This is a genomic window from Lactococcus sp. LG1267, assembly GCF_017309545.1.
In the GTDB taxonomy this organism is placed as follows: Bacteria; Bacillota; Bacilli; order Lactobacillales; family Streptococcaceae; genus Lactococcus; species Lactococcus petauri.
This window is the reverse complement of sequence record NZ_CP071295.1, coordinates 1,365,473-1,382,829: the sequence shown is the minus strand read 5'-3', so window position 1 is coordinate 1,382,829 and position 17,357 is coordinate 1,365,473. Positions and strand designations below refer to the sequence as shown.

14 protein-coding genes are annotated in these 17,357 nt (G+C 36.2%); 1 reads left to right on the top strand and 13 read right to left on the bottom strand.

Annotated elements, in window-relative coordinates; all coding sequences use genetic code 11:
- The first annotated feature begins 10 nt into the window (after nt 1-10).
- Nucleotides 11-682 (top strand): ABC transporter ATP-binding protein, encoded by a 672-nt coding sequence (locus J0J33_RS06770; protein ID WP_206888944.1) that lies wholly within the window; start codon nt 11-13, stop codon nt 680-682.
- A 54-nt stretch (nt 683-736) separates the two neighbouring features.
- Here J0J33_RS06770 and J0J33_RS06765 read toward each other — a convergent pair whose 3' ends face one another.
- The 13 genes from J0J33_RS06765 to J0J33_RS06705 form a co-directional block, all read right to left on the bottom strand.
- Entirely contained in the window at nt 737-2,497 is a 1,761-nt protein-coding gene (locus J0J33_RS06765; RefSeq protein WP_206921632.1) for an InlB B-repeat-containing protein, read from the bottom strand.
- Nucleotides 2,498-2,872: 375 nt separating this feature from the next.
- The gene (locus tag J0J33_RS06760; protein ID WP_206888926.1) at nt 2,873-3,706 is read right to left on the bottom strand and encodes an Rgg/GadR/MutR family transcriptional regulator; all 834 of its coding nucleotides are present in this window, start codon (nt 3,704-3,706) and stop codon (nt 2,873-2,875) included.
- A gap of 293 nt (nt 3,707-3,999) precedes the next feature.
- Nucleotides 4,000-5,823, bottom strand: a complete 1,824-nt coding sequence (gene lepA, locus J0J33_RS06755; RefSeq protein ID WP_019293520.1) for a translation elongation factor 4 — start codon at nt 5,821-5,823, stop codon at nt 4,000-4,002.
- Between the two features lie 110 nt (nt 5,824-5,933).
- On the bottom strand, nt 5,934-7,784 hold the full coding sequence (locus J0J33_RS06750; RefSeq protein WP_117518165.1) for a transcription antiterminator: 1,851 nt from the start codon (nt 7,782-7,784) through the stop codon (nt 5,934-5,936).
- Nucleotides 7,785-7,865: 81 nt separating this feature from the next.
- A complete protein-coding gene (locus J0J33_RS06745) occupies nt 7,866-9,320 on the bottom strand; it encodes a glycoside hydrolase family 1 protein (protein ID WP_206921631.1) in 1,455 nt (484 codons plus the stop codon).
- 24 nt (nt 9,321-9,344) lie between these two features.
- On the bottom strand, nt 9,345-10,598 hold the full coding sequence (locus J0J33_RS06740) for a PTS sugar transporter subunit IIC (protein WP_165716722.1): 1,254 nt from the start codon (nt 10,596-10,598) through the stop codon (nt 9,345-9,347).
- Complete coding sequence (locus J0J33_RS06735; protein WP_165716721.1) at nt 10,591-10,938, bottom strand: PTS lactose/cellobiose transporter subunit IIA; 348 nt, start codon at nt 10,936-10,938, stop codon at nt 10,591-10,593. The genes J0J33_RS06740 and J0J33_RS06735 overlap by 8 nt, the downstream gene beginning before the upstream one ends.
- A gap of 29 nt (nt 10,939-10,967) precedes the next feature.
- A complete protein-coding gene (locus J0J33_RS06730; protein ID WP_117518171.1) occupies nt 10,968-11,282 on the bottom strand; it encodes a PTS sugar transporter subunit IIB in 315 nt (104 codons plus the stop codon).
- 357 nt (nt 11,283-11,639) lie between these two features.
- Nucleotides 11,640-13,127, bottom strand: a complete 1,488-nt coding sequence (locus J0J33_RS06725) for a helix-turn-helix domain-containing protein (protein WP_240265512.1) — start codon at nt 13,125-13,127, stop codon at nt 11,640-11,642.
- A 111-nt stretch (nt 13,128-13,238) separates the two neighbouring features.
- Complete coding sequence (locus tag J0J33_RS06720; RefSeq protein WP_206921630.1) at nt 13,239-15,128, bottom strand: WxL domain-containing protein; 1,890 nt, start codon at nt 15,126-15,128, stop codon at nt 13,239-13,241.
- A complete protein-coding gene (locus J0J33_RS06715; RefSeq protein WP_165719667.1) occupies nt 15,125-15,439 on the bottom strand; it encodes an LPXTG cell wall anchor domain-containing protein in 315 nt (104 codons plus the stop codon). Before J0J33_RS06715 ends, J0J33_RS06720 begins: the two co-directional genes overlap by 4 nt.
- Entirely contained in the window at nt 15,432-16,466 is a 1,035-nt protein-coding gene (locus J0J33_RS06710; RefSeq protein WP_206888904.1) for a DUF916 and DUF3324 domain-containing protein, read from the bottom strand. The genes J0J33_RS06715 and J0J33_RS06710 overlap by 8 nt, the downstream gene beginning before the upstream one ends.
- 97 nt (nt 16,467-16,563) lie before the next feature.
- The gene (locus J0J33_RS06705) at nt 16,564-17,175 is read right to left on the bottom strand and encodes a WxL domain-containing protein (RefSeq protein ID WP_086582504.1); all 612 of its coding nucleotides are present in this window, start codon (nt 17,173-17,175) and stop codon (nt 16,564-16,566) included.
- Between the last annotated feature and the right edge of the window lie 182 nt (nt 17,176-17,357).

The following is a 17,357-nucleotide window of genomic DNA, read 5'->3' as shown; positions in this document are numbered from 1 at the left end:
GGAGGACATTATGACAGTATTAAACATTGAAAATTTGACTTACTACTATAACCATCCTGAAGATTACCTCTTTCAAGATGTCACAGAAACTTTTGAAGCAGGAATTATGTACAGTATTCTCGGCCAATCTGGAAGTGGAAAAACAACACTACTCTCTCTTCTAGCAGGTTTAGATATGCCCAAGTCTGGACAGATTAAACTTAATGGAGACGAGATAAAAGCAAATCAGCTCACCAATTATCGTAAGAACATCGTTTCTACCATTTTTCAAGCTTATAATTTATTAACCTATATGTCAGCTTTTGAAAATGTAAAAACAGCGCTCAGGATCTCAAAAGTCTCCTTTGACGATGAGAAGCAGTCAATTATTGATAGCTTGGAAAAAGTTGGTTTGACAGAGGACTTAATATACAAGCCTGTAAGTAAACTTTCAGGAGGACAGCAGCAACGTGTGGCTATCGCACGCGCCCTTGTTTTAAATCATGATATCATCATTGCGGATGAGCCTACAGGAAATCTTGATGAAAATACGACGCGCCAAATTGTCGAGCTTTTCAAAAAAATAGCGCATGAAGATCATAAACTTGTAATTATCGTGACTCATGAAACAGAGGTAGCTCAAAACTCTGATGTTGTCTACCAACTCAAGAATAAAAAATTCACCAAGTTAGATGCTTTTTGAAAGAAGCCAGACAAAAAAGACTAGCTCTCGGCTAGTCTTTTTTCTTATTTCATTTTACCTTTTTATTAGGTATTTTTTTACCCCCAACAAGGAAAGGGCGACGAGAATGCTTACTCCTAAGACATAAAGATATGGTTTTGCATTTTCACCTGTCAGCGGAAGTTTTTTTCTAGATTCAAGCGACCTAGTAGTATCTTGAGTTTTCTTAGTACTCAGTGATGCTGTGCTCTTCTCTATTTTTATGCTAGCATTAGTATCTTCCTGTTTTTTTGCTACTTCTTCATTTTTCGGTTCTTCATTTTCATTTGACGCTACTGGAACTTTTTCCCAACTGGCATAGAGAATCTTATCACCTTGTTCTTGCGCTGATATGCCTTCTATTTTTTTACCTTTTTGATCTGTCCAGCCTGTAAAAGTATAGCCTTGCTTCGTTGCTTGTTCAAAATGGTTTACTCCTCGTCCATAAATATAAGAATCTGGATTTTGCTGCGAATTTTCTCCACCATTTAAAACATAGTTTATTTTATAAGTATTTGCTTTCCAATTTGCATGGAGTGTTTTGTCGCCTTGTGCATCGGTAGGAATATTGGTTATACTGTTACCATCTCCATCTGTCCAACCTGTGAAAGTGTAACCTTCGCGTTGTGGTGCTTCAAAACGACTTATTCCTTGACCATAACTATATGTTAAAGGATTCGCAGGATGGTTTGTTCCACCATTGAGGACATAAGCAATATTAAAGCTTAAACTCTCGGATCTGAATGTTAAAACAGCAGGTTCAGTGTAAATGGATTCATTATTTATTGAATCTAGCGGTGTAATTTTTAAGCGGTATAAATTACCTTCATTTGAAATATCGGAAGTAAAGTCGAGTGTTTTACAAATTGTTTTATCACCAGCTGAGTTCGTCAGGCTTTCAGAAATATCATTAAAGGACAAACCTTTATCTTTACTTACTTGCCATATCATATCAACTGTTATTTTCTGCGCTGAAGATAAATTTACCTCAGATTCAAAATGAGCAAGTTCTCCTGGAATTAAATCAAGTTGATCATTAGGATTAGTCCCCATAACCTGTCCATCATATTCATATTGCACTAAGGCGGGGACATTAAAGTTGAAAGCATGCCATTTATTCGGATCACCATCATAAGCTCTTTCTTGATATAAGGTGAAAGGGATATTTTGCGCAAGATTAGGGGCAAGCGCAGCAACATCTCCCACTAAAAACACCGGTCTTGTTTCAAGCAATGTGGGATCATTTTTTAGCGTCCTTAATGGCATAAAACTCGTGTAAGGTCCTGTCATGTAGATTTTAATCCCCACACTGCCATTCAATGCTTGGCTCGTATCAACATTAGTTGCCGTATTGTCTATCAGTGGGTTAGGAAGAGTCCAAGCTTGGAGAGCTTCATTCCAGTTATAAGAGCCAGTTGCAGCTGTAGATCCACCAGAATTCGTAATAGTAAAAGTAGGAGAATCCATGTATGGAATCACCTTTACCAGTCGGTAATCACTGTTAGGCAATTTCGTAAATGTAAGTGTCCCCTGATAACGGTCGCCATCAATCGTACTTGTACCTGGTGAGGGGATATTAAATGAAGCTTTAAACAAGCTATTGGCAGCCCCGACCCAAGGAATGTGGGTTTTGTAGTCAAAAGCATAAGTTTTATCTGCAGTTGTGACTACTCCACCATTTGTTGCAAGAACCCGTACAGGTATTATATTTAACAGTATAAATAATATTAACGTGACAGATAACATCATAAGCCTTCTCAAAGACAGTACTTTGTGTAATATTTGATATTTTTTCATTTTTTCTCCTCCTCCTTCTATTATGGGCAACACCACTAGAACTACCTTACCCTTCTAGAATTGTCCTTTCTTTTTTATTATTCCTTATATCATTATATTATAATAAGAAAAAAATTAAATCAATCTCTTTTTCGATGTAATTGTCTACACAATACATTTATACTGGCATCAAGGAGCTATAAGCACCTTCATCCATTGAGTCCCAGATTTAATTTGTAAGAAATGGTTCAAGAAATCGAACTCATATTAGCTATATTTTCTCTTTTATAGACTTTAAAAATAAAATTTAAATGAAAAAAGTTACTGGATCGATTGCGCCAGTAACTGCTATTTTTAAGTATGAATGTGGTGAGACATATATCCTTTACGATAAGTCTATCCTTTTATTTTCTCAAAATTATGTTTAAAAATGCCCCGAAGCTCTAAAGCATTTATTTCTGATAATATCTTTAAAGACCTACTAACAAGTTTTGTTCCCATATTTTTATCTTCAAATTTATAAATCCAACATCCCTTTACAAAAATAGAAGATATTCTTACATAGGTATCAAAAACAAGTGTTAATTTATCTAATTCCTCTATTAACTTCTCTGAAAATTTCTTTTGCTCTCTTCTAATCATGGAAAGAATGGTACGGATGATTAATCTAATTAATAAATTTCTAAATTCCGTGATTTCTTTTAAATACTGACTGTTTTGTGATAGAATTCTTTCAATCAGATGGTAAACTAAGTCGGGATTAATTTCTTCTAGTGTGTTCACTAAGATATACATTTCATAACTATGCCAAACTTGATAAGACTTAAGCTTGTTTTCTATATACTTTATTTCATCAGTTGAAAGCTTTGTATAACAAGCTTTTGCTGAGAGAGCGATGACTTGGTTTTCTTCCATATCATATTTTACATTTTTCATGTATATAGCCTGAAGCTTTTTTAGGTCATTGCTAAAATAAGCTTTCTCAATTTCCTTAAATTGAGATAACCAATAATCCTCCTCATCATTATTAATCATTAGCATATAAGAACGAAAAGTGGTGTGCATCTCTTGTAAGGCAAGGTCTAATTTATCTAAAGAAATCATTGACTTACCATTTTCAAAATAGGACAATGTTGATTTTGATAAACCAACCCGTTCAAAATCGCTTAAAAGTAAGTGGTGCTGCAAGCGTAATTTTTTAAAAACTTCGCCATATTTTTTATAAATCATGGTCATTCCTCCTAAACAGCATATTTTAAAAATGTACACTCTCGCGAACATCCAATAATATATCTTGGCTAGCATTAAATATGCTCGACTTCTTACCTTCTTTTCCCTTTCATTTTATCATAACAAAACTTATATTTACTAAAAAATTCACTTAAATTTAATGAAATAAATTCTTTTTATATCATTTTTCTTCATGATTTATCTCCAGGACGATTATATTTTTATCCAAAAAATAAAGACAGCCTCAAAGACTGTCTTTTACTTATTTGTGATATAAAGTAGCTTATTTACCTTTATTCTTCATCCATAGACAAAACAGAAAGGAAAGCTTCTTGTGGTACTTCTACTGAACCGATCGATTTCATGCGTTTCTTACCAGCCTTTTGTTTTTCCAACAGTTTACGTTTCCGAGAAACGTCACCACCGTAACATTTAGCCAAGACATTTTTACGCAAGGCTTTGATGTCGCTACGTGCCACGATTTTTTGACCAATAGTGGCTTGGATTGGTACTTCAAATTGTTGACGAGGAATAAGTTTTTTGAGTTTTTCAACGATAACTTTACCACGTTCGTAAGCAAAATCTTTATGCACGATAAAGCTAAGGGCATCGACTTTTTCGGAATTCAAGAGAATATCCATCTTCACGAGACGTGATGGACGGTAATCTGAGATTTCATAATCGAAACTTGCATAGCCGCGTGTTGAAGATTTGAGCTTATCAAAGAAGTCAAAGACAATCTCACTCAGCGGGATATGATAAATAACATTGACACGGTTAGCATCAAGATAATCCATCGTCACAAATTCACCACGTTTGCGTTGAGCAAGCTCCATAACGGCACCGACAAACTCGTTAGGCACCATGATTTGTGCTTTGACAAATGGTTCTTCAATACTTTCAATACGCGTTGGATCAGGGAATTCACTTGGATTTGCCACTTCCATTGTTTCACCATCAGTCGTGTTGACATGGTAAATTACAGATGGTGCGGTCATGATTAAGTCTAAGTTAAATTCGCGTTCCAAGCGCTCTTGGATAACATCCATGTGCAAAAGGCCTAAGAAACCACAACGGAAACCAAATCCAAGCGCTTGTGATGTTTCTGGCTCAAACTGCAAGCTGGCATCATTCAATTGTAGGCGTTCTAGGGCTTCACGAAGGTCATTATAACGGTTAGAATCAATCGGGTAAAGTCCACAGAAGACCATTGGATTCATTTTTTTATAACCAGCAAGGGCTTCCTCTGCAGGATTATTAGCTAGAGTGATTGTATCACCAACCCGTGTATCCGCAACTGTCTTAATTGCAGCTGCCAAGTAACCAACATCGCCCGCCATGAGGAAGTCACGCGCCACTGCTTTAGGCGTAAAAATCCCAACCTCTGTCACAACAAATTCTTTACCGTTTGACATCAGTTGAATAGTATCACCTACCTTCACAGAACCGTCAACTACACGGATTTGCAAGATAACACCACGATAAGCATCATAAACTGAGTCGAAAATCAGAGCCTTGAGTGGTGCTTCAACATCACCTTGAGGGGCTGGAACCTTCTCCACAACTTGTTCCAAAATTTCTTCAATACCGATACCTGCTTTAGCAGAGGCTAAAACAGCCTCTGAAGCGTCTAAACCGATGACATCTTCAACTTCAGTACGCACTCGTTCTGGATCTGCCGCAGGAAGGTCAATTTTATTAATGACGGGAAGAATTTCTAAGTCGTTATCTAAAGCCAAATAGACATTGGCCAAGGTTTGGGCTTCAATCCCTTGAGCTGCATCGACAACAAGAATAGCACCTTCACAGGCAGCTAAAGAACGGGAAACTTCATAGGTAAAATCGACGTGTCCTGGCGTGTCAATAAGGTGGAAAATATAGGTTTCTCCATCTTTAGCCGTGTATTCTAACTCAATAGCATTGAGCTTAATCGTGATACCACGTTCACGCTCCAAATCCATGCTGTCCAAAAGCTGTGCTTGCATTTCACGTTTTGAGACCGTTTCTGTCAGTTCAAGGATACGGTCAGCCAACGTTGATTTTCCGTGGTCAATATGCGCAATGATCGAAAAATTACGAATTTTCTCCTTGCGCGCGTTCATTTCTTGTATATTCATCATTATTTCCTTAATAAAAAGTCTATTAGCTCTATTATAACATAAAGTTACTTTCTCAAAATAAAGAAATATATAAAAAGATTAATTTACAAGAGAGACCATCAATCAAACTATACTAAAAGTAATTCAATCATTCTTTCAAGAAAGTCTTCTCTATTTTCGCTTCTCCTCAGGTATTCAACATGATATTCTTCCGTCAATATTTCTATGAGATGAGGGAAAATCTTGTTAAAATCTTTAGAATCATCTGGACTGATAGTAAAACTCAAAATAAGCTGTACAACTTGATTATCCCAATGGAGTGGTTTTTCAGGTTTAAATATAAGTATGCCCGTCTTTCTTCCCTCATACCTTATTGAATGTGGCAGAGCAATGCCACTACTAAAAGAGGTTGAGGATAAGCCTTCACGTTCAAAAAGTTTCTCAGCAAACTCTTTTTCAGCGAAACCATTCTTAAAAAACCATTGCCCAATTTTCTCAAAAGCGACTGCTTTGGAAATCTCACCTTTCAGATGAACGAAAGCATTTTCTTGAATTATTTCTGGCAAAAAGCTCCTCAAAAAATATTGATAACGTTTATTCTTCACTCTATCAATTGCTTCTCTGATAAGTATAAAATCTTTTTCCATTAAAAACTCATGAATCTGTACAGTTTCGTACTGCGGATTTTTTTCTATTATTTTATCAGATGAGAGAATAAGCTCAACATTTTTTTCATCATTAAAACCGTTTTTTACAAACAGAAGTTCATCACCAAACCGCTTTTCCAAACATCCAAGTACTCGATTTTCTCGATCAAGATAACCAGATATTTTAAGTTGGGTTCGTATTTTATATTCATTTTCTTCTTGCTCATCCAAGAAAGAGCCCAGATGAAGGGCTAAGAAGGCTATTTCATCTTCGGCTATCTCAATTTCTAAATCACGTGCAATAAGTGAAGAAAGATAGACTGCTATATCAAATAAAATAGGATAACGCACTTTTATTTCAATCGCACTTAAATTTCTTTTTACTTTTCTATCTTTTATACGATTGTAAAGGTTTTGAGTATGAATAAGTAAGCGTGTCAGAAATTTCTCATCTGTAAAATCTATTAAAAAAACTTCGCTGATTTCTTTTAAAGCATGCTGGAGACTTTCTGATACTTCTTGAGCAACATATGCATCTATTTGTGATTCTGGATGCCCTTTCTCTCCGTCACATAGTAAAGCAAGCTCAATTTTATCTTCTGCTGTAATAACAATGTTATAGTGTTTAAAAAGCCACTGTGAAATCTCCTCAATCATTTCAAAAGAGGGGCTCGCAAAATTCTGGTGTTTTAATACTGATTGCTGATGTATAGCAAAAATTAAATGCAAAATGAAATTTTGAAAAAAATAATTATTAACATGGAACCGATAACTTTTAAAAATAGATCTACAAACCTCTGTCATTTCTGATAAGGAAATCTCTCCTAAAAATCTCTGCATTTCTTCTTCTAAGCTTTGAATACTATTCCCTTGTTGGCGAATTAAACTCATGATTAGCTGGCGTTTTTCATCGTAACTTCCTTTTAAATAGTAATAGAAATCATGCTGAGAGATGCGTAAGCCTTTATTACTTATCATTTTTTGTAATATCCCAATGTCTTGTCGTATCGTCGCTTCAGAAACCCATAGTCTTTCTGCTAAATCAAATAAACTAACTCCTTTTTCATTATTTTTTAACAGTAACTGCAAGATGGAAAATCGACGGCTATTTATTGCATCATTCGTGTTGTCTCCTACTTCTTGTTGGCCACTATACCTATAGCCCTCGCGGCTTGCTTCAATAAGTTTCGGTTCCTCTTCATTAAGCTGTTTTACATAGTAGCGAATACTACGATCCGTCACTCCCAAAATTTTTGACAACTCTTTACTGGAAATGAAGTTTTGTTTTCGATTCTTTTTTAAGTATTCTAAAAGAACTTCTCTTTTCTTCATTGCTTACTCCTAACTCATTTATTTTGGAAAATAAGCTCCATCAAAAATAGGGAGCTACGCCAAAAAGGAGTTAAAAACTCCTTAAATTTCTGCACCGTTTGTTGCAGTGACCTTTTGATACCAATCAAAACTATCTTTTTTCAAACATTTACGTGTTCCATTACCTTCATCATCAATATCGACGTAGATAAAGCCATAACGTTTAGACATTTGTTGTGACGAACAGCTCACAATGTCAATTGGTCCCCATACACAATAAGCAAATACATCTGCCCCCTCATAAATTGCATGTCCTACCTGCTCTATGTGCTGACTTAAGTAATCTGAGCGATAATTATCATGGATTTTATTATCTATTACTGTGTCATACATTCCAAAGCCATTTTCGGCAATCATAATTGATTTCCCATAACGATCCCAATATTGCGATAAGCTATTATAAAGTCCTTTTGGATCGATATTCCAACCCCAAGGGTTAGCTTCTAAATGCTCATTATTAGTGATATCATAAGGAAAATATCCATTTTTCGATGCATCCACCATCTGCGAGAAATAATAAGAAATAGCTAAATAATCTAATGTATTCTCACAAAGAATTTGCTTTTCGTCTTCCGTTATTTCAAGATTTATTCCTTTTTGTGCAAAATAGTTCAAAGCAACTTTAGGATATGCGCCTCTAAATTGTACATCTGTAAACATATATTGCATCCTATTGTGCCACATTGCAAGATTGATGTCCTCCGGCTTACAAGAAGCCGGATAAGCTGTTCCATCTGCAACCATTGTTCCTATCTGAAGGTCAGGTAGGTTTAAAGATTTAGCGTATTTTTGAATCAAGGCCGAGGCAACCATCTGATTATGAACACCTTGGTACTGTGCTTCTTCTTCATGTTCATACTGGTCTTTACAAATACCCAAAGAAAGAAAGGGCTCTACTTGTATCATATTGATTTGATTAATTACTATCCAGTATTTAACTTTTTTGCCAAAACGATCGAGTAAACTCTTACCGTAACGGACGAACTTTTCAATAATTTTCTTATTTGCCCAGCCTCCGTATTCTAAGGTTAGATGAATAGGTGTTTCATAATGAAGCATCGTAATGATTGGTTCCATACCAACTTCACGTATTTTATCAATCATTTTTTCATAATGTTCAAGTGCTGCTTGATTTGGCTCTAGTTCATCTCCCTGAGGGAAAACTCTAGACCAATCTATTGAAGTCCGAAAAGCTTTCATTCCTGTCTCTGCCAGCATTTCCAAATCTTCCTCATAAGTATTATAAAAATCTATACCATAACGTTTTGGATAAAAATGTTCCGTATCCGTAATTGCTTTTCTTACTTGTTCTAAGGTCATTCCTTCTTGTTCAAGACGTTGTATTTCCATGTTGTCTAATCCTTTGTGATAGGGCTGGACATCAGAAGAATTAGGCATTTTACCATCTTGATGATAGGCACCATCTGCCTGTGAGGCTGCTTGCGCTCCAGCCCAAAGAAAATTCTCTGGAAAATATGGAAATTGATTTTTTTTCATTTTTTACTCCTTTTTATTTTTATTTTAACTTTCATCTTCTTCAGCCCACTCTAAGTCTTGTTGTACCGCTTGCTTATCATAAACTTTGAAGAATGGATAGTATATAATCCACGAAATGACAAAGATAACCAAGACAAAAATTAAACCTGAGATTGATTTAGTAATAATCCATCCTGCAAGTGGTCCCGGCGTGTACCACATCTGGAAAGGTTCACTTGGAATTGGAACCAGATTTAATTTCATTGTTATCCAAAGGATAATCGGTGTAACCAATCCAGTAATCCAAAATGGAATCATCAAAATTGGATTAAAAGCAATAGGTGCTCCAAAAACAAGCGGCTCATTAATATTGAAAATGGAAGGAACAAGTGATGCTTTGCCAATCATCCTTAAGCGCGAGGATTTTGCAAGGAATGCCATCATAATACAAAGAGCAAGTGTTGCTCCCCCACCGCCAAGCAAAATTAAGGTTACAGCTTCAACTGTAAAAATATTCACTGGTGCATTACCCGCTGCTACAGCAGCTTGGTTAGCTGAAATACCTGGAAGTTCAATCGCATATAGTACAGGAGTGAGAACCCAACTCGAAATCCCAAAAGAGTACAGGAATGAGAAACCAAGGAAAACCAAAATTGTTAGCCCCCAAAAACTTTGTCCAAGACGAGTTAGTGGCTCAAATACAGCATTAATTCCCTCGTAAAGGTTAAAGTGAAGCTGGAAAGTGAAAAGCCACCCAACTAGAAGTACGACAATAATAGGTAATAACGTATTAAACCAAACTGCCACAAAATCAGGTAAACCAGAATCTTCACTGATAAACTTTATTTTTGTAAATAAATTCATGACAAATCCTACAAACAATCCCGCAAGTAAAGCTGCTATCATACCACCTGTACCAAAAGCGTTGCTGTCAAAACTTATTATACCTGTGGTGGGTTCAATTTTGGGATAAATCAAAATCATAAAGAAAGCCAAACCCGCAAGTCCTGCTTGTTTTGATATTTCTGAATGCTTTTTTTGTTTCATAACAGCACTAGGAATCAAGTAAGAAAGGAAAACTGAAAAAAGGCCAAACGAGAATGTACCAATCATCGAAAAATCTGGAAATCCTTTAACATAAATATTTACAAGACTTAATATCGTTGCAAAAGATCCGATTAAAATCATTGGCATAGCAGCCATGATAGCATCTTGAATAGCTGCAATCCAAGCATTCTTAGCAAATTTATTAACTTTTGGTGCAAAAGAATCCGTCATCCAATCCATAAATTTATTCATTTTCTTTTTCCTCCAGTCTCTTATAGAGCTTAATAATTTCCTTCACTAAGTTATGTTCCGTTTTGACGGTCATCACATGATCTTGAGCATGCCCAAACAACGATGAATAAGGAATTTCAATTCCTTCTGCTTCCTTTTGTAAAGTAGATGTTTGTGCTCTGTGTGCCTCGATTAGCGCAAAATTTGCCTCGTTCATAAGGTTGTCTGCTTCTTCAAATTTACCTTGCGCCGCTTGGTCTACTGCTTTAAAAATTGCTTCACGTGCATTTCCCGCATGCAAAATTACCCCCATGGATACCATAGCAAGATCATCACGTTCAACAGCTTCTGTATTCTCCATTTTTTTCTCCTTAACTCATCATCCTACTTTTACTCTGTCTCAAATTTCTTTAGAGCAAACTCAATTAGCCCTTTGCCATCAAGTGACCCATATACTCGCTGAGGAATAATATCGTATTTAACATTATTTGTCTCGCAAAGTTCTTTTACTTCATCAATCATATATTTTAGATGAGGAGCAACTAAGAGTAAATCAGTTTCTGGAAGAAGGGATGCAACTTCCGTTTCACTTTTTGCTTTAACTTCAACATCCACTCCTAACTTTTTAGCTGCTTTTCGTGCTGCGGCGGCCATAAAACCTGAGGATGCTCCTGCACCGCAGGTTAAGAGTACTTGTTTTGTCATATAATTTCTCCTTTTTCTTATACTAATCTTTAACTTAGAAAAGTATTTCTTTGATGATTTTATTCTAACACTATATGTTAGCGCTATCTTCTATTTTTATTTCCTGATATTAGGAAAAAAGTTTATCACTTCTTCTATGTAGATTCTTTAAATAAGAAAAACTAGCACTCTTTTATGCTAGTTTTTCTTATTTAAATATTCACCCATAGAATCAATAATATAAAGAAAATTAAACAAGAAGTATGAGTTCTTCTGTACTTTACTCACCCTTATTTCATATTTAATAATCATTCTATGTATTGTATTTAGACGCAAAGATTATACTAAACTATATGTTGGACATATACTTAAAACAATTTACCGAAACCTCTTCTCATAAAGCGATTTAGACAAAAACTCAATCAAGTCGGTCCATGTTTCTTTATCAAAAATATTTTTAAAGTAAAAAACATCTTTGGAGAGGAAATTTCCTTCGGGATCACTCGAAATAATAACATCAGCTTCAGGTATCGTTTTGCAGAAAGCGATTAAATCGCTATTAAAAAATTTTTTCAAGGTGTTTTGAATATAGAAGCTATTCACAATGCTTGAGGTATGATTAATATAGACTTGGACAGGGATACTTGGCGCATTGAGCTCGTAAATTGTATAAAGTAGTGCTGTCAAACTTTTTCTCTCTAAATCATTCAACTGCTGTGAAGAAGGAAAATAGGTAATGATCTGATTCAGCCTATCTTTAACAGCACGATAACGAGGCTTTTTTTCAAACAATTCATAATTTTTTTCGATAGGAACTGCACGGTAAAAATCAACATTAAATTGTATGTAACGTGAATATAGGTTGGTAAGTACTAGAAGATAGTATGATTTGACATAATTTTCTTCGGAAAACTCAAAAGAGAACGTCTCGCGAAATTTTTCTAGAAACAGGCTGACTTCATAACCAACAGAAAGTTTCGAATTTTGAAATCTTTCAACAACCCTTTTTTTCTCGTACATATCATCAAACTCAAAAATAAGACCTCTGACTAAAAAACTAAGAAGTATTGACTCTTTCTCAATAATCTCTGGGTCTACATTAAAAGAAGCAAGATTTAAGCAGTGGTGACCTCGATAAAATATCGAAATATCCTCTAAAAATGCTTTTTCAACCTTGACATATTTCTTAAAGTAAACGATACGATAGGAGGTCACGCCTGCAAGTATAAGCAACTTTTGTTCCTGAGCTTTAGAAAGTTTTCGCTCAATTTTTAAAGAACGCTTTAAAAAATTTATATCGATAAATTCTGGCGGAAAGGCATCAGAGAAAGGCTTTTTTCCTAAGGTATTGAAAAGATGCCAATGTGTGAGATAGAGAAAATAGCGTACACCAAGTTCATCTCCCGAAAAATTTGTCGCATTTGCCAAGTCAAATTCGGCTTTAAAAGGGAGCATAATCTCCTTCACTTGTGTCAATAACTTGTAGACTGTTGGTTCACTAAAGTTCAAATCATAAGCAATTTCAGGAATTGACGTGTAACTTTTACTGATAAGTGTAGAGAGGAGACTATATAAAGGGCTTTTCCGCATATAATTCAGTTTCAAGCGGGTCACGATATAATCTGGTGTCATTTCATTTTTCATTTTTATGACTATTTTTGAAGACTTTTTTATTATCTTAATATCTTGACCAAAAATTTCATGGATATCTTCTTCAAGTTCCTTGCTGTACCGTCTAAAAGTCTCATTTTTCAAGTTCAATTTCTCCTTTAAATCTTTAGAAAATTCACCTGCCCGAGAAAACAAGATGTACTGAAAGAGTTCAATCTTAACTTGTTCCTTTGGCGTTGTGAAAAGCTCTATCATAACTTTTTCTCCTATTTCCATTCCTCGCTTTGCATCTTCCAACATCTTTTATTACCTCAAGCCTTCAAAATATAAAAACAGCGAAACGCTGTTTTTATATTTATTATAACTTTATGCTGGTGGTGTACTCTTAGTGGTCGATACAAGATTCCAAGTTATCGTACTGCTAAAAGTCTCTCCTGCACTCAGATCGGCTAGCGGATCAGGTTGTAAGAGCAACTGCCCGGTTAAATCAAAAGCTTCACTGCTTACCGAATCTACAATGTAATTATCTGTATCATCATCTTTAAGATTTATCTCAAAGGGATAAGTGGACATTGTAAGTTGACTATTAAATTTCAGTCTATGATTATTGTTACTTTGGAAACGACTCATCTTTGCAGAAAGTCGCCAGCCACCTTTTGCTCTACTGTCCACAATTTCAAGATGATCTTGTGCAGTGGGCTCTCTATCTTTTGTTCCATCATAGATATAACTGGCAGGCAATTTACCAAAATCAAAGTTTGGTACTTGCTGTAAAAGAAGCTTTCCTGTCGCTTTATTAACCAGAAGTTGAGCCTTATTTGAAGAAAGAGTAACTGTTTCCTTTTTGCCGTCGCCTGTATCAATCGTTGTTGAAAAAGTGACTTGACCTGCAAAAGGTTTCCCATTTTCTGTCGCTTCCCGTGCAGTTTTCATAAAGGCACTGTCTTGAGCAAAAGAAAGGATGTGATCTGCATCATTGAGACTGGTCAAATCGCTTACTGTACCTTTATAGTTTTTGACCCCTTGAGTTTCAGAGAAAGCTTTAGAAGTCTTCCCTTCTATGTATTTCCATTCATAACTCCATACTTCGGCACTTTCAACCGATTTGTTCAAATCTGCTAAACCTTGTCCATCAAGTTCCCAGCTCATACCACTATCTTCTGCAACATTTTTAGCTGCTAAACCACCGAGATAGATTGTCTTATTATCTGTTGGCGTTGTTCCATCATCATTTCTAATTCCTGCAGATATCGTGAAAGGGATACCCGGCGCTTGCACATCAGTGTTTACTTCATCAAGCTGATCCCCAGCATCAAATTCAACACTGCGTCCCTCTGTTTTGAGGAAATTAATTCCCTTTAAAGAACTATTCCAAGTAATTTTACCCGTCGCATCACGTGGTGTTGTCACAGCCTTTGCAGAATAAGTCGCTTTTTCAAACACCACATTCGGAGTCGTAATGGAAATACCACTAGCTGCAACTGGTTTATCTTTCACCGTGACTTTAGCAAGTTGCGAGTAATAGGTCATAGCAGAGATGCTCCCAATTATTGGCAGGGTATTGAGCCTTGTTTCTAGCTGAAAATAATAATTCCCAGCTTGCATCTTGGTTACAGGGATGTCAATGCTTTGCTTTGTTGAGCCAAGTATCCCACTTCTATCCGAAAATTCACCAATACTTCCCATATTTAGCCAACTTCCATCGTCTTGTTCCTGCCAAGCATTTACTTTGACTTTAACCTTACCCAAAGAAGTCACCCATGATGTAGTTTTAATACTTAAATCAGCAGTTGTACCTTCAACAATATACTGCTCTTCTTGGGGCTGTGAAAGAATCCCTGTGCGTAGTGGAAAGAGTAAATAAAGGCCATTACGATCTGGTTCATGGGCACCTGGCAAATCGGTATAGCTTGCATCTGATGATAGGCCAGCAACTGAAGTTGCTTTTTCAGATTGAGGTTTATCTTCGATAGATTTTTCTTGCTCCGGTACCTCAGATGTTCTCGGTGCTTCTTTTTCTATTGGAGCTGCCTCTTCAGATGTTTGATCTCCTCTGTTTTCAGACTCAATAGTTTGATCTGTATCCGATGTTGGTGTTTCAAGTTCTGACTCTTGCAGACTTGAGGTACTATCCTTATCATTTGTTGCACTAGATGAAGGCTGTGCTTCCACATCACTGTCCAAGGCATAAACTGCTGGGCTTGCAGCATGTAGCAAGAGAAAAAGCAATATTAACCCTATATTTATTTTTTTCATTGAAGTTTTCCTTTCTCTACATATATACGAGCCAAGAAAAAGACAGCAACAAACAACAATAGCATACAGCCAAACAAGATTAAAGAATATTCTTGAGTACTTCCTGTAGATGGCAAGAGATCGTAATGGACCAACTGTCCATTTTGAGGAATTTCAGGTGGCAAAACACCAGCATCTCTTACATCCTGATGAACAGTAAAACCAATCTTACTTTGCATCATATTAGCGCTCACTGGCTGTATAAGGAAAAGATTCGTCAGACAAGAGAGACCTAAGAGTGCTAAACTAACTTTTAGTTTGCTATTATTCATCTTCATCATCAGTATCGCCCTTTCTTTTTCCTAGCCCATAAGCCACGAGGAAAATAATAATACTGCTACCAACTACTGCAGCTATGATCCACCAAAGCTTTGTATTTGATTTTTCTCCCTCAAGCAGCTTGCTGTTGACGGTTTCTCTACTTTTACTATCAACTGTAAAGTCACGTGCCATATCAAAGCTTTTATCACCCGACTTCATCAGCATATGATAGGTATATTTCCCCGGTTTTAAGAGATGATTATTGGTATCTATTGTATATTCAAATGAAGAATAGGGGGCCATCTCATATTTTTCTGATTGTGACTGATAAAGCTTGTCCGTTTTTCCCTTTTCAGTCACCCATGCCTCTACTTTTATTTGCCCAAACATGCTTGGAGCTTGGTTACTAACCTCACCTACAACTTTAGGCACTCCTGTATCCGACTTCATCTGTGCGTTCGTCAACGCCAGTTTCGGCGTAATTTTTTTATTGAAATCTTCCGATATTATGACAGGAATTGTCATTGCAAAGGCATTACGAACACCTACACCTTTAGACTTTGCTGTTTCTTTCGGTACTTTGCGAACATAGACACTGCCTAAAACAGTACCTTTTATATTATCTTGAGGTAGCTTAAGATTAAAAGTAATATTCTTTGTCTGCCCAGCAGCAACTGTTACTTTTTGAGTCGCCTTTTTCTCCTCTACCAAATCCTTGAGGGAAAGACCACCTGCTATCATTTTTTTGGAGCTGGGAGTATAATCAATATGGCCATTATTACTTGTCGTTGCTTGGACAAGCTGAACATCAAAATCTTGATTTTCATTTTCTGTCAAATTCTGAACAGCTACCGTTACTGGATAACTTTCATTTTGTTCACCCTTAATTGAGAAATAGCCTGCAGCTGGATCAGTTTGACCCTTTCCAAGTACTGGGGTGACGGTAAAACCTGCGCCCTCTTCCGCATGTGCATTCACAGGTAAAAATAAGGTGAATAGCAGTATGGCAAAGCAGCCCAATCCTTTTATAAATTTCATGCTTTTCAACCTCCACTAAAAAATAAAAGCAAGAACCGACAAATCTTAAGTTTTGCCCGTACTTGCTTATACATTTTCATTTATCCGACAACAAAGATTATGCAGTTGGAGCGACGGGTTGTGAAGAACTCAAGTTCCAGTTGATTGTTGTTTCAAAAGCATCATCAGCTGCCAAGTTTGCCTTTGGATTTGCGCCCAAAGATAATTTAGCATTTTCTGCAGAAATAAGGAATTCATCTTTACCATGCGAACCATTACCTTTTGCAAGTTCTACAGGGCTCTTGTCATCTTTAATCACACCTGTAAAATCTTCTCCTAAAGTACCGACCGCTGAAAGGTCTAAAGCTGCACCTTCCAATGAAGTTTTAGAATTTGTAAATTTATCCATATTAGCTGTCAATGTCCAGTCTGATGTACCCAAACGTGTATCGCTAACTAAAACTTTTCCTTCAGCTTGAGCTGCTTTTCCAGTGAAACCTGAGTAAATTGAGCTGGCTTCAAGAACACCATAGTTGAAGCTTGGTACTTCTTTCAATGTTAACGTGCCATTATCTGGATCCGTTGGATTTCCTGGATCTTTAGCGGTAATCGTGAAGTTAGCAGTAGAATCTTTTGCCTCTGCTTCATCCGCGAATCCTGTAGTAGCTGAAGCCATCGTCATGCTAGCCAAGATTCCCATACCCATCGTTGCTAAAAATGCTTTTTTCATAATAAACATCTCCTCTATAAATTTTTATAAGATTATGTGAATCCACCTTGAATAAACTCACTTCTTTATTTTATAATTTATCTTGCAACATAATTATATTTATTTGTGGGAATTTACCTCAGCTCAAGATAAACTTTACGATTTATTTCACATAGGAATTTTAACGACAAAAAAACTACCCT

Excerpts from the sequence above, each read along its gene's own strand:
- J0J33_RS06770 (WP_206888944.1), top strand. The coding sequence starts at position 11 with ATGACAGTATTAAACATTGAAAATTTGACTTACTACTATAACCATCCT.
- J0J33_RS06765 (WP_206921632.1), bottom strand. The coding sequence starts at position 2,497 with ATGAAAAAATATCAAATATTACACAAAGTACTGTCTTTGAGAAGGCTT.
- J0J33_RS06760 (WP_206888926.1), bottom strand. The coding sequence starts at position 3,706 with ATGATTTATAAAAAATATGGCGAAGTTTTTAAAAAATTACGCTTGCAG.
- lepA (WP_019293520.1), bottom strand. The coding sequence starts at position 5,823 with ATGAATATACAAGAAATGAACGCGCGCAAGGAGAAAATTCGTAATTTT.
- J0J33_RS06750 (WP_117518165.1), bottom strand. The coding sequence starts at position 7,784 with ATGAAGAAAAGAGAAGTTCTTTTAGAATACTTAAAAAAGAATCGAAAA.
- J0J33_RS06745 (WP_206921631.1), bottom strand. The coding sequence starts at position 9,320 with ATGAAAAAAAATCAATTTCCATATTTTCCAGAGAATTTTCTTTGGGCT.
- J0J33_RS06740 (WP_165716722.1), bottom strand. The coding sequence starts at position 10,598 with ATGAATAAATTTATGGATTGGATGACGGATTCTTTTGCACCAAAAGTT.
- J0J33_RS06735 (WP_165716721.1), bottom strand. The coding sequence starts at position 10,938 with ATGGAGAATACAGAAGCTGTTGAACGTGATGATCTTGCTATGGTATCC.
- J0J33_RS06730 (WP_117518171.1), bottom strand. The coding sequence starts at position 11,282 with ATGACAAAACAAGTACTCTTAACCTGCGGTGCAGGAGCATCCTCAGGT.
- J0J33_RS06725 (WP_240265512.1), bottom strand. The coding sequence starts at position 13,127 with ATGATAGAGCTTTTCACAACGCCAAAGGAACAAGTTAAGATTGAACTC.
- J0J33_RS06720 (WP_206921630.1), bottom strand. The coding sequence starts at position 15,128 with ATGAAAAAAATAAATATAGGGTTAATATTGCTTTTTCTCTTGCTACAT.
- J0J33_RS06715 (WP_165719667.1), bottom strand. The coding sequence starts at position 15,439 with ATGAATAATAGCAAACTAAAAGTTAGTTTAGCACTCTTAGGTCTCTCT.
- J0J33_RS06710 (WP_206888904.1), bottom strand. The coding sequence starts at position 16,466 with ATGAAATTTATAAAAGGATTGGGCTGCTTTGCCATACTGCTATTCACC.
- J0J33_RS06705 (WP_086582504.1), bottom strand. The coding sequence starts at position 17,175 with ATGAAAAAAGCATTTTTAGCAACGATGGGTATGGGAATCTTGGCTAGC.